This is a genomic window from uncultured Amnibacterium sp., from assembly GCF_964250715.1.
GTDB lineage: Bacteria > Actinomycetota > Actinomycetes > Actinomycetales > Microbacteriaceae > Amnibacterium.
Genome location: NZ_CAXUGX010000003.1, coordinates 96853 through 109134 on the forward strand (window position 1 = coordinate 96853; position 12282 = coordinate 109134).

At 71.8% G+C, this 12282-nt stretch carries 10 protein-coding genes; 2 read left to right on the forward strand and 8 right to left on the reverse strand.

The genetic code is table 11. The annotated features are described in order from the left end of the window. Positions 1 to 36: 36 nt before the first annotated feature. Complete coding sequence (locus tag ACFE7H_RS04570) at positions 37 to 2397, reverse strand: galactose oxidase-like domain-containing protein (RefSeq protein ID WP_375400036.1); 2361 nt, start codon at positions 2395 to 2397, stop codon at positions 37 to 39. Positions 2398 to 2639: 242 nt separating this feature from the next. On the opposite strand from ACFE7H_RS04570, the gene ACFE7H_RS04575 reads away from it, so the two are divergent. Further along, a complete protein-coding gene (locus tag ACFE7H_RS04575) occupies positions 2640 to 3908 on the forward strand; it encodes a glycosyltransferase 87 family protein (protein WP_375400037.1) in 1269 nt (422 codons plus the stop codon). A 33-nt stretch (positions 3909 to 3941) separates the two neighbouring features. Here the strand turns inward: ACFE7H_RS04575 and ACFE7H_RS04580 are convergent, their stop codons facing one another. From ACFE7H_RS04580 to ACFE7H_RS04600, 5 genes are all read right to left on the reverse strand, one after another. Next, complete coding sequence (locus ACFE7H_RS04580; protein ID WP_375400163.1) at positions 3942 to 4595, reverse strand: response regulator; 654 nt, start codon at positions 4593 to 4595, stop codon at positions 3942 to 3944. Between the two features lie 132 nt (positions 4596 to 4727). After that, complete coding sequence (locus ACFE7H_RS04585) at positions 4728 to 6029, reverse strand: hypothetical protein (RefSeq protein ID WP_375400038.1); 1302 nt, start codon at positions 6027 to 6029, stop codon at positions 4728 to 4730. Then, a complete protein-coding gene (locus ACFE7H_RS04590) occupies positions 6026 to 7246 on the reverse strand; it encodes a sensor histidine kinase (RefSeq protein ID WP_375400039.1) in 1221 nt (406 codons plus the stop codon). The genes ACFE7H_RS04585 and ACFE7H_RS04590 overlap by 4 nt, the downstream gene beginning before the upstream one ends. Before the next feature lie 176 nt (positions 7247 to 7422). Next, positions 7423 to 8628 (reverse strand): homoserine O-acetyltransferase, encoded by a 1206-nt coding sequence (locus tag ACFE7H_RS04595; RefSeq protein WP_375400040.1) that lies wholly within the window; start codon positions 8626 to 8628, stop codon positions 7423 to 7425. Between the two features lie 450 nt (positions 8629 to 9078). Further along, on the reverse strand, positions 9079 to 10392 hold the full coding sequence (locus ACFE7H_RS04600) for a bifunctional o-acetylhomoserine/o-acetylserine sulfhydrylase (RefSeq protein WP_375400041.1): 1314 nt from the start codon (positions 10390 to 10392) through the stop codon (positions 9079 to 9081). 160 nt (positions 10393 to 10552) lie between these two features. On the opposite strand from ACFE7H_RS04600, the gene ACFE7H_RS04605 reads away from it, so the two are divergent. Further along, positions 10553 to 11332, forward strand: coding sequence for an SDR family oxidoreductase (locus ACFE7H_RS04605; RefSeq protein ID WP_375400042.1), 780 nt, complete (start codon positions 10553 to 10555; stop codon positions 11330 to 11332). A 113-nt stretch (positions 11333 to 11445) separates the two neighbouring features. Here ACFE7H_RS04605 and ACFE7H_RS04610 read toward each other — a convergent pair whose 3' ends face one another. Together ACFE7H_RS04610 and ACFE7H_RS04615 are read right to left on the reverse strand one after the other, a co-directional pair. Continuing rightward, the gene (locus ACFE7H_RS04610; RefSeq protein WP_375400043.1) at positions 11446 to 11787 is read right to left on the reverse strand and encodes a YrdB family protein; all 342 of its coding nucleotides are present in this window, start codon (positions 11785 to 11787) and stop codon (positions 11446 to 11448) included. Positions 11788 to 11836: 49 nt separating this feature from the next. Then, on the reverse strand, positions 11837 to 12280 hold the full coding sequence (locus ACFE7H_RS04615; RefSeq protein WP_375400044.1) for a VOC family protein: 444 nt from the start codon (positions 12278 to 12280) through the stop codon (positions 11837 to 11839). Positions 12281 to 12282: the final 2 nt, after the last annotated feature.

Below are 12282 nucleotides of genomic sequence, written 5' to 3' on the forward strand. Positions count from 1 at the left end.
TCCGAGGCGCGAGCGCCCCGGACCCCGCCGGTCGGGTCACTTCTTCGACGCCAGCCCCTTCTTGACGGTGAAGGTCGACGCCTTGAGGCTGCTGCCCGTCTCGCTGAGCGTCTTCACCAGCAACCGTGTCCCATCGATCCGGAGGTACAGGGTGGGCGCCGCGGTGAGACGGAACGAGACGTCATGGCCCGTCACGCCCTTGATCGACGAGAACGTGGTGCGCTTCCCGAACGCGGCCGACTTGCTCTTCTTGACGAGAGTCAGCGCGCCCCCGCCCTTCTTCGGTGCCGCAAGGTAGTAGCCGGGTTTGTCGAGGGACTCGAACGAGTAGCCCTTCGTGGAACCGAGGCCGGGCTTGACGATCCACGAGGTGGACCGCCTCACCGCCTTGGAGCTCTTGGCGCCGGCCTTCTTCACCGACACCTTCGCCTTCACGTGCGCCACCCGGTAGCCGGAGCGAGCCACGGACTGCAGCCCGATCGAGCTGCCCTTCTTCAGCGTGACCGCCGTGGGCGCGCCGGGTGCGCTGCTGGCACCCGTGCCTGTGCTCGTGCCGGTACCCGTGCCCGCACCGGTTCCGGGGCCGGTCCCTGCGCCAGTGCCCGCCACGGGAGCCGGAACCGGATCGGTGCCGGCCCCGGTCGCCGCAGGCGTCGCTGCGGCCGCGAGGGTCACCAGGCCGGCTGCGTTCAGGCGGATCGAGATCATCTGAGCGGCCGACGGGACGCCCTTGCCGTCCACGACGGTCAACTCGTAGTCACCGGGAGGCATCGCGTTCACGGATGCCGGCAGGGACGCGGTGACGGTCCCGCCGTTCTGAGAAATCGCGAGCGGGATGCGGCGCTGATCGGTGTTCTGCGAGTGCGTGACCGACGCCGTGCTGATCAGCGACGCCGACGCGATCGCCCGGCCGTCCCCGATGCCCAGATTGACTGCGCCTCCGTACGTCGCAGAGCCCGAGATCGAGGTGATCGCGGGTCGGGACGCCCACTGCACCGTCCCGTCGCCGTTCTTCGCGAACAGGTACGAGGGGTAGTACAACTCGGCGTTCAGGTTGTTCTCCGGGCCGTAGACGCCGCCGCTGCCGGTGTACTCCCCGGCGCCGCCGCCTCCGGTGAACACCGCACCGCTCGGGAGGACCAGCGAGGTCGAGTGGTAGGTGCGCGTCCGCTGGGCCGTGGCGGCGGTGCGCCACTGCCCGGTCGTCGGGTTCCAGATCTCGGCTTGCTTCACGGAGTTGTCGTCGCCGGCGGCCGTGCCGTACCGGGTGCCGCCGTTGGCGAGCACCTCGCCGTTCGGCAGCACGGTGAGGTTCAGCCAGGTCCTGGCCGAGCCCATCGGTGCGATGGAGGTGACAGTCGGCTTGGCGCCGTTGAAGTCGACGACGGCCGCGTCCGCGTTACCCATGATCTTGTCGGCGGGCCCGGCCGAGCCGCCGCCGGCGACAAGGACCTTGCCCGGTGCGTACATGACCTGCGAGCCCGAGGTGCGCGGGTTGAACGGGAGGGAGCCGGTTTCCTGCACGCTGCCGGCACCAGTGGGGTCAAGGGACCAGATGCGGTCTCCGGACAGGCCGACGACGCCTCCGTTCGGGCCGACGAAGGCGCGCGGGTACCACCAGTGACCGTCGGTGTTGCCGAACAGGTTCTCGCTCGTGGCACCGAGCAGCTGGGTCCACGCGCCGGTCCCGTCACCGATCTCCGGCGTGATCGAGATACCGGAGGGCTGGTCCGGAGTCGCGTTCCTGCCGACGTCGCCGGGGTTGGCGCCACCGAGCAGCAGGATCCGGTCGTCGGTGAGCCGCAGCGCGGTGGTGTACCACCGGTAGTAGTTCAGTTCGGACCCCATGGTCTGGGTCCGCGTGCTCGGGTTGTAGACCATCGTCGTCCGGTAGGAGTTGCCGCTCGCCATCAGCATCCGGCCGTCCGGGAGCGTGACGAGCGCACTGCAGAAGCTGTCGTAGTGGTCCATCGACTCGGTCGTCACGTGGGAGGCGGCCCCGAGCCCGTCTGCGGGATTCCAGTCGTCGAAGTTGAACCCGTTCTGCGTCGTGCCACCGGTCGGGGTGCCATAGCTGACGATGCGCCCGTCACGGCTCAACGCGGCGTGAAGCGGGATGAGGGGCCAGTCGGCCTGGGGGCCGAACATGCCGTTCTCCGCGGCATCGGCGGACGGGGCCAGCGCGCCCATCCCCGGATCCGTGGGCTGAGTCAGGGCCACCGGGGTGTCGCCGATCGTGAACGACTGGATCTCCGGGGCGGCGGAGGCGGGTGACGCCGCGACGACGGCGACGGTCCCGATCATGGCGACGACGGTCGCGACGACGACGGAGACGGAGAGGGCGACACCGAGGCGGCGGGTGCGCGCGGGCGCGCCGAACGAGGGGGAGGTGAGCAAGGGGGGATCTCCTGGGTGGGGAGTGCCCGGTGGGTGCCGGGCCGAACGCTCGGGGGGGTGACCGAGCGAGACCTGGCGGGTGACCAGGTCGAAACGAACGCTAGGGAACGGGGGGCGACTTCGGTAAGCCCCCGAACGGGGGTTCCATCAGCGCCTCTTCGTCAGCGGACGGCGCGGTCGACCGGCTCCGCTCCGCTCCGTCCCGGTCCGTCGGGGTCGGGTCCTCGGCTACCGTCGCTGACGTGACGTCGGGCCGGGGGAGCAGCGTCGTCACCGGACCGGTAGGTCTGACCGTCGCGTTCGTCGCCGTGCACGCGGTGCTCTCGGCGATCAACCTGTTCGACACGGACCTGAACGCCATGGGCGATGTGACCGGGGTCTACCGCTACTGGATCGATTTCTGGCAGACGAACGGTGTGCTCGTCGGGGTGAACGCCGACTGGGTCTATCCGATCGGCGCCCTGCCGCCGATGATGCTCGCCGCGGTGCTCGGCGACGCCGCCTACCCGGTCGTCTGGCTGCTGCTCGTCGCGGTGCTCGATGCGGCCGCCCTGGTGCTGCTGGCCCGCACCAGTCGGGCGGTGGCGTGGTGGTGGCTGCTCACCACGGCGTGCCTCGGGCCGATCGCGCTCGGGCGCATCGACTCCATCGCGCTGCCGTTCGCGCTCGCCGGGGTGCTGCACGTGGTGCGCCGGCCGGGGGTGGCCGCGGTGCTGTTCACGGTCGCGGCGTGGATCAAGGTGTGGCCGGCTGCCCTGGTGCTGGGCATGGTGATGGCGGCGCGGCGCCGGGCGATCGTCATCACCGCCGCGGCGACGACCAGCGCCGTGATCGTGGTCGCCGCGCTGGCGGCCGGCGCCCGCAGCCAGATCTTCTCGTTCATCGGCGAGCAGACCGGCCGCGGCCTGCAGATCGAGGCGCCGGTCACGGCGCTCTGGCTGTGGGACGCCGCGCTCGGCATCGGCGGCACCTCCGTCTACTACGACCGGGCGCTGCTCACCTGGCAGGTTCAGGGCGCCGGAGTTGCGCAGGCGGCGGCGGTGATGACGGCGGTGCTCGCGGCCGGCGTACTCGTCGTCCTCCTCCTCGGCCTGCTTGCGGTGCGCCGGCGCGCGGATCCGCCCACCGTGATCGCCCTGACGGCGCTCGCGCTCGTCACCGCTGCGGTGGCGCTGAACAAAGTCGGCTCACCGCAGTACTTCACGTGGTTCGTCGCCCCGGTGGTCCTCGGCATGCTGGCCGCGCCCCGGCGGTTCCGCACGCCGATGGTGCTCGTCCCTCTCCTGGACGTGCTGACGCAACTGATCTACCCGTGGAACTACAGCAAGGTGACCTCGCTCGACCCGCTGTGGCTGGTGGTGCTCGACCTGCGCGACCTGGGCGAGTTCGTGCTGCTCGGCTGGTGCCTGCTGGCCCTGCTCACCCTGCCGCCCGCACCGGCCACCATCGCGGCCCACCGCACGATCGGTCGATCGGCCGGGTCGGGCCCGCGCGTGCAGACCGCCCGCTGAGTGGGCCGGCGCTCGTCCGGTCGGCTCCCCGGCTCAGTCGGTCTGCAGCAGGATGCCGTCCTGGATCGCGCGCTTGCGCAGCGCCACCTTGGTGCCCACGTCGAAGCCGGCCACGCGGTACTTCTCCCGGATGCGCTTCAGGTACGACTTGGCCGTCTCCTCCGAGATGCCCAGCTCGTACGCGACCGTCTTGACGGGCTCCCCGCCGCCGTAGAGCGCCATCACTCGCCGCTCCTGCGCCGACAGCTTCGGCGAACCGCCGACGTCGCCGGAGTTGATCGCCAGGTCCAGTTCGGCGGAGATGTACGACTCGCCCCGGTTCGCGGAGCGGATCGCGTCGACGATCATCCCCGGGTCCTCGCTCTTCACGAGGTAGCCGAGCGCCCCGGAGGCGAGCGCCTCACGGACGATGCCCGGCTCGGAGTAGGTACTCATCAGCACGGTGGACACACCGGTCTGCTTCAGCTGAGCGAGCTTCAGCGACACCGGGGTGTTGTCCTTCAGATCCAGGTCGAGCAGGACCACGTCCACCGGGAAGCCCGGATGGGACAGCAGTTCCGGGAACGTGGTGACGGCCGCCACGAGCTGGATGTCGTCCGCAGCGTTGCGGATCCACTCGGTCAGGGCGCCGAGCAGCATGCGGTGGTCGTCGACCAGGGCGAGTCGGATTGGGGTGCGGGTGGACAGATCGGTCACGGGGGTCACTGTCGCACGCGGGGGACAGAATTCTGTTCGACACGGCCCCCGTGTCGCGGATCGACTGTCCCCCGCGCGGTCACGACCCGAGCCGCACTGCCCGACGCGTCACCACTCGACGCGTCACCACTCCACTGGGCGCTCCACCGTGCAGTCGATCGAGAGCGCGAGGCTGCCGCCGCGCTGCAGGTCGGTGTAGCTCCCCACCTTGCGCACCGCGTTCCAGGTGCCCGGGTCCACCCGGTTCCGCGGTATTCCGGTGGTCGTCAGGGTGATCGGGATGTGCATCCGCTTCTCTGCGTCGCCGCCGACCGGCTGCGCCGAGCCCACCGTCACCTCGATCGTCACCCGGGTCGCGCTGCGCCTGGACCGGTCGGGGCTGTCGCCGAGCAGCAGCCAGACCGTCTGCAGCAGCCCGTCGCGCTGGCGGGCGTCGAGCAGCCCGGCGACGGAGTCGGGGTCGGAGAGGGAGACCAGGCGCCCCAGCACGTCGGACTCGCTGATCGCGTGGTACAGCCAGGTCTGCCGCCGGCCCTCGATCAGGTGCAGGCGCAGCTCGGTTGCGAGCGACGCGGCCGCCTGGGCGGAGGCGGGGTTCAGCGGCAGCCGGCTGCGCCCGGTGGCCACGTCGTCCAGCAGCTGCTCGGCGGCCAGGTCGAGGCGGGCCAGCTCCTCCGAGGCCAGCATGCCGACCGCGTAGCGGGGCGCGGAGACCGTGGACTGCACCAGGGTGCGCTCCAGCTCGCGGGCGACGATGCGACGGAAGACGGCGACGATCACGGCGGCGACGATCGGTGGCAGCGCGGCGCGGCAGGCGGTGGAGGCCAGCGACTCCAGCCCGACCGGCGGGATCGCGCGGCCGACCCAGGATGCGAATCCGCCCACGACGATCACGACGCCGAGCACGCTGCCGGCGACCATGACGCTGCGCGCGGAGCGCACCCCGACCATCGCCAGCAGCACCAGGCCGACCGCGGGGGCGGCGGTCAGGTCGCGGCCCAGGTCGCCGCGGGGCAGCACCGCCGCGATGTCGAGCGCGACGACCACGGCCAGGCCGGCGAGCAGCAGGGAGCCGGTGAGCGGCGACAGCTTGTCGCCGGCGGCGCGCGACGCCAGTGCCAGTGCGACCAGCAGGCCCGCGAGCAGCAGCCACGCGGCGGAGGCGAGCACCGCCGGTCCGGCCGAGGGGTAGCCGCGGAACTCCAGGGCGAAGTGCACCACGTCGAACAACAGCAGCAGCACGGCCAGGCTGGTTGCGGCCAGGCCGAGGAAGCCGGTACCCAGGCTGGAGACCGTGACCGGTCCGTGCTCGCCGGGAAGTCGCAGCGGCACGAGGCCGCGCCGCACGGGGGCATCCGCGAGGCCCAGGTGCCGGTGCTGCACGCGGGTGGGACCGGTGTTCGGCGCGTGTTCCGCGACGGTCACCGCGGTACCTCCAGCACGACGGTGGTGCCGGAGCCCTGCGCCGAGAACACGCGGGCGTTGCCGCCCACCTCCCGCAGCCGGCCCACCACCGACTCCTCGTAGCCCAGGCGGCCGGACGCCACCGCAGACGGATCGAAGCCGATGCCGTTGTCCGTCACGAGCGCCCGCACCATGGTGGTGTCGTCGGTGACGGTCACGTGCGCCTCGCCGACCCCGGAGTGGCGGCGCACGTTCTCCAGGCACTCCGACAGCGCGCCCAGAAAGGCGTCCTCGCGGCGCCCGGAGAGCCGCACCGTGCCGGCGCCGTGCCAGCTGACGTCGAGGCCCAATCGGGAGAAGCGGGTCTTCACCGACTCCAGCGGGTCGATCGCCGGCGCCTGGTCGCGTTCGATCTCGGCGACGGGGGCGCCTCCCGTCGCTCCGCCCGTCGCACTGCCCATCGGGACCGCGGAGAGGCGCAGCTGGCGCAGCAGGCGCGCGTCGTCGCCGGCCTGGCTCCGCAGTGCGCCGGTCGCGACGCCGACCCCGGAGTGGGCGAGCAGTGTCAGGGTGGCCAGCACCGTGTCGTGCAGCAGTCGCGCGCCCTGCCGGCGCTGTGCCTCCGTCTCGCTGGCGTGCCGCTCGTTGCGGTGGGCGCGGCCGATGCTGGAGATGCGCCGCGCCGCCTGCAGCAGGCCGGCCGAGAGCACCGAGCCGATCGCAACCAGACCGGCCCACCCGGCGATGGTCGACAGCACCTGCACCGTCAACTCGCCGGGGTCGCCCGCGAACACCGACACCACCACGATCAGGGTGAGCCCGAACATCCCGAGCAGCAGCAGCATGCGGCCGAGGTTGATCGTGAGCAGGATGCTCGCCGACCCGATCGCGCCGGCCGCCAGGACCTGCATCGCGTCGGCGATGCCGACCATCGCCGCGCTGCTTGGCGCCGCACCCGGCCACCCGCCGAACACGCCGCCGCCCTCCAGGCGCAGCAGGATCAGCAGGGCGAGGCCCACCCCCACGATGACGACCGGCCAGGCGAGCGCCTTCGTCATCCCCATCCGGAACTGCGCCCCCGCGAGCGCCGCGAACAGCGGCAGCGTGAGCAGCAGCAACCCGGTCGGCAGCACGCCCGGCAGGGCGAGCAGCAGCAGCGCCACCGCCGTGGAGGTCAGGCCGATCAGGCGCGCGCTGACCTGCAGCAGGCGGTCGCGCTGGCGGAGGATACGGTCCATTGAGTCCGATGGGCGGAAGGCGGCGACGCCGGCGACTGCCCGCGCGAGTCGTCATGGTTCCATACGGTGTGCCCCGGAGAGGGGGTGCCGCGCCGGGTGAGGTTGAAGGTTCGGCGCCTCAGGTTGAAGGTTTGGCCGAGGCGGCGCCGACGACGCGCCACCGCCGCTGCAGCGACTCAGACGGCGAGCAGCCGTGCGATCTGTGCGCCCACGGCGGCGCGTTCGATCAGGAATCCGTCGTGGCCGTAGTCCGAGCGCAGCACGACCGGGGCCGGCCCGTCGATCGCGGAGGGCACGGCCGCCGCGATCAGTTCCTGGTCCGCCACCGGATAGAGGCGGTCGGAGTCGATGCCCAGCACCAGCATCGGCGCCGTCACCGTGCCGAGGGCCGTCGCGACCCCACCGCGGTCGCGGCCCACGTCGTGCGAACTCATGGCGTCGACCAGCCGCACATAGCTGTTCGCGTCGAACCGGCGGGTGAAGCGGTTCCCGTGGAAGTCGAGGTACGACTCCACCGCGAACCGCCCGTCGTCGCCCAGGGGCGAGATACCGCTCTGCCACGACCGCGCGAAGCGGGCGTTCAGCTCGCCGGCACTGCGGTAGTTGAGCAGCGCCATCCGCCGCGCGAGCGCCAGGCCGCGATGGGGTCCGTCGCCGGCCGTCGCTCCGTAGTAGTCGCCGCCGCGGAACCGCGGATCCGCCCGCACCGCCTCGGTCTGCACCGAGTTCAACGCGATCTGGTCCGCGCTCGACGACGCGGGCGCCGCCAGCACGCCGATGCGCTCCACCCGCTCCGGCGAGCCGATCGCCCACTCCAGGGCGTGCATGCCGCCCATCGAACCGCCGAGCACGGCGGCCCACCTCTGGATGCCGAGCGCATCCGTGAACGCCACCTGCGCCGACACCTGATCGCGCAGCGTCAGGTAGGGGAAGCGCCCACCCCACTCCGCGAGTCCCGGCCCGAGCGACGCCGGCCCGGTCGTGCCCTGACAGCCGCCCAGGATGTTCGGCGCGACCACGTACCACCGGTCCGTGTCGATCGGCGCACCCGGCCCGACCATCCCCTCCCACCAGCCGGCCGTCGGATGCCCCGGCCCCGCCGGACCCGTCAGATGCGCGTCGCCGGTCAGCGCATGCAGCACCAGGACGGCGTTCCGACCGTCCTTCGCCCGCTCACCCCACGTCTCGTACGCGATCCGCACCGCCGGCAGCACGACGCCGCTCTCCAGCGTCAGCGGGCCGATCCCCGCGAACCGCCGCCGGCCGATCGGATCCCCGTCCCGCCACGCCCCCGTCGCGGGCGGCAGACCCGCGAGTGACGACACATCCGCATCCGAGATCCACCGCGCCGCCTGCGAATCCTCCGAGGTCTGCCAATCCATTTATTTGTCACGTCGCCGCTGCTGCGGCGTGAGTCGTGGGCAGTCCGGCTGGGCCCGCGCGGGGGCCCAGCCTCCCGTTCCCGAGGTCGGCTGCCGGGCCTCGGTCAGGTAATCCGCCTGGGCACGCGTTGCGACCCGGCCTCCCGTTTCCGAGGTCAGGCGCCGGATGTGGGTTGAGTAGTCCACCTGGGCGCGCGTTGCGACCCGGCCCGTCGTTCCCAACGTCAGCGTGGGCTCAGGGGCGCCCACATCTCCTCCGCGCGGTACCTGTGCCTTCGCGCGGTAGGTATGCGTACCGCGGCCGGCCACAAGTACCGCGCGAAGGGGAAGGTGGAGGTGCTGCCGGAGGGGGTGGGCGGGGTTCGGGAGCGGCGGCATGGTTCGCTCAGTATCGACCGCGCGATCGGAGTCGCGGCCCACTGTGACGAACGCAGCCGGCGAAGCGGGCGGTCAGGCCGTGACCGACTGGAAGGCCCGCGCGGCGGCCAGGCCCGACTCCAGGTCGGCTTTCAGGTCGTCCACGTGCTCCAGGCCCACCGACAGGCGCACCAGGCCGGGCGTCACGCCCGTGGTCAGCTGCTGCTCCGGAGTCAGCTGCGAATGCGTCGTCGACGCCGGGTGGATCACGAGCGACCGCACGTCGCCGATGTTCGCCAGGTGGCTGAACAGCGTCAGGCTCTCCACGAACCGGCGGCCGGCGTCGACGCCGCCCTTCAGCTCGAAGCTGACCACCGCACCCACACCCTTCGGCGCGTAGCGGTTCGCCGCCGCATACCAGGGGCTGGACGGCAGGCCCGCGTAGTTGACGCTGGCGACGTCCTCGTGCGCCTCCAGCCACTCCGCGATCTCCTGCGCGTTCTGCACGTGCCGCTCGATGCGCAGCGACAGCGTCTCGATGCCCTGGATGAGCGCGAACGCCGTGTCGGGCGAGACCGCGGCCCCCAGGTCGCGCAGCAGCTGCACCCGCGCCTTGATGATGTAGGCGATGCCGTCGCCGACCGCGGTGGTATAGCTGGCGCCGTGGTAGGAGGGGTCGGGCTCGGTCAGGTCGGGGAACTTCTCCACGTTCTTGGACCACTCGAACTTGCCGCCGTCCACGATCGCGCCGGCGACGACGATGCCATGACCGCCCAGGAACTTGGTCGCGGAGTGCACCACGATGTCGGCGCCGTGCTCGAAGGGCCGGATCAGATACGGCGTCGCGATCGTGTTGTCGACGATCAGCGGCACGCCGTGCTCGTGCGCGACGCCGGCGACGGCCTCGATGTCCAGGATGTTGATCTGCGGGTTGCCGATCGTCTCGGCGAAGAACAGCTTGGTGTTCGGCTGCACCGCCGCGCGCCACGCCTCCGGGTCGTCCTGGTCGGTGACGAAGGTGGTCTCGATGCCCAGCTTCGCGAGCGAGTACTTGAACAGGTTGTATGTGCCGCCGTAGATGCTGCTGGAGGAGACGATGTGGTCGCCGGCCTTCGCTATGTTCAGCACCGCGTACGTCTCGGCCGCCTGGCCGGAGGCGAGTAGCAGCGCCGCGGTCCCGCCTTCCAGCGCCGCGAGCCGCTCCTCCACCACGGCCTGCGTGGGGTTCTGGATGCGGTTGTAGATGTTGCCGAACTCGGCCAGCGCGAACAGGTTCTTCGCGTGCTCGGCGGAGTTGAAGACGTACGAGGTCGTCTTGTAGATGGGCGTCGCGCGGGCGTTGGTCACCGGGTCGGGCGCTGCGCCCGCGTGGATCTGCTCGGTCTCGAATTTCCAGTCGGAGGTCATGGGGCGACGGTAGGAGCGTCCAGTCCGACGGACAATGGCGGCCGCAACACCGCGTAACCCTGGCGCGGTCGGGCCCCGGCGAGGTTCGGGCGGGCGGCTTCGGCGGTCGCGTCCCGTCGTCGGCTGGTTGACTGTCGACCCTCATGCGGAGGAGGGCACCATGCGCGATCGACGCGTCGTCGTCACCGGAGCGAGCACGGGCATCGGAGCGGCCACGGTGCGCCGGTTCCGCGACCACGGCTGGCAGGTGGTCGCCGTAGCCCGGCGGCAGCAGCGGCTCGCCGCGCTCGCCGCCGAGACCGGCTGCGACTTCGTCGTCGCCGACCTGACGATCGACGCGGACGTCGCCCGCCTGGTCGACGAGGTGGCCGCCGGCGGCCCGCTGACGGCGCTCGTCAACAACGCCGGGGGAGCGCGCGGCCTGGACTCGGTCGAGGCGGGCAGCGCCGACGACTGGCGGTGGATGTTCGAGGCGAACGTGATCGCGACCAAACTGGTCACGAGCGCACTGCTGCCGCTGCTGCGCGACGGCGCCCGGTCCGGCGGCGTCGCCGACATCGTGACCATCACCTCCATCGCCGGCCACGTGCCGTACGAGGGCGGCGGCGGGTACAACGCCGCCAAGTTCGCGGAGGCGGCACTGGTCGCGGTGCTGCGACTGGAATTGGCGGGCGAGCCGATCCGGGTGATCGAGGTGGCGCCCGGACTGGTGCACAGCGAGGAGTTCTCGCTGAACCGGTTCGGCGGCGACCGCGACCGCGCCGACGCCGTCTACGCGGACGTCCCCGATCCGCTCAGCCCCGACGACGTGGCGGAGTCGATCGTGCACGCCGTCGAGCTGCCCGCGCACGTGAACCTGGACCTGGTCACCATCAAGCCGGTCGCGCAGGCCGCACCCGCCAAGCTCGTGAAGGGCCCCCTCCGCGTCAAGGACTCCTGAGCGGCGGCTGTCCGGCACCGCCGACCCGACTGCCCAGATCCGCGACTCCTGCCCACGCGCGCGCATGGACAGATGACTCGAACCGGGTCAGACCCCGCTGCCCGACGCAACGCTCAGAACTGGCGCAGGGCGATCCTGCCGCCGAGGCTCGCGGCGACGATCACGGCGAACACGACCGCGACCGCCGGCAGCCCGCTCACGGCGAGCGCGACGGCACCCAGGCCGAAGAGCACGCACTCCAGCACCAGCCGCGGCCCCGGATCCAGCCGACGCGCTGCCCTCGGCGCGAAGAACGCCCCCCACACCACCAGCACGGCGGCGGGCAGCGCGATCGCGACGAGCACCCGCACCGCGACCGGCGCCTCCAGCCGGGCGGCCACGATGGCCAGCGCCGCCAGCAACGCCAGCTCGATCAGCAGGGCGACGGCCAGGCTCGCGCCCCGAAGGATCAGCACGCTCCCCATCGTGCCGGAGGGGGAACCGTCCGGTTCTCCGGGAGGCATGTCAACCGATCCGCTCGGCCAGGGACACGATGATCCCCTCCGGACCGCGCACGTAGGCCATGCGCCACAGCTGTTCGTACTCGCCGATGCCGCCGACCAGCCCGTAGCCGTCCGCGGCCAGCCGGTCGATCGCCGCCTGCAGGTCGTCGACCTCGAAGGCCACGTTGCGCAGGCCCAGCTCGGTGGCCATCGCGGAGGGCGATCCGGGCTGGTGGTCGGGCCGGACGAAGGTGGAGAGTTCCAGCCGGGTCCCTCCGTCGGGCGGCCTGAGCATGACGATCTGGGTGCGGGAGTCCGGGATACCGATGACCGTGTCCAGGAACTCGCCCTCCATGAACATCCGCTCGCCCTCGACCTCGAAGCCGAGCCCGACGAAGAACGCCGTCATCGCGCCGAGGTCTGCGACCGTGATGCCGACATGGTCGAAACGCCGCACGGTGGACACGG

Excerpts from the sequence above, each read along its gene's own strand:
- ACFE7H_RS04595 (WP_375400040.1), bottom strand. The coding sequence starts at position 8,628 with ATGGATTGGCAGACCTCGGAGGATTCGCAGGCGGCGCGGTGGATCTCG.
- ACFE7H_RS04600 (WP_375400041.1), bottom strand. The coding sequence starts at position 10,392 with ATGACCTCCGACTGGAAATTCGAGACCGAGCAGATCCACGCGGGCGCA.
- ACFE7H_RS04605 (WP_375400042.1), top strand. The coding sequence starts at position 10,553 with ATGCGCGATCGACGCGTCGTCGTCACCGGAGCGAGCACGGGCATCGGA.
- ACFE7H_RS04590 (WP_375400039.1), bottom strand. The coding sequence starts at position 7,246 with ATGGACCGTATCCTCCGCCAGCGCGACCGCCTGCTGCAGGTCAGCGCG.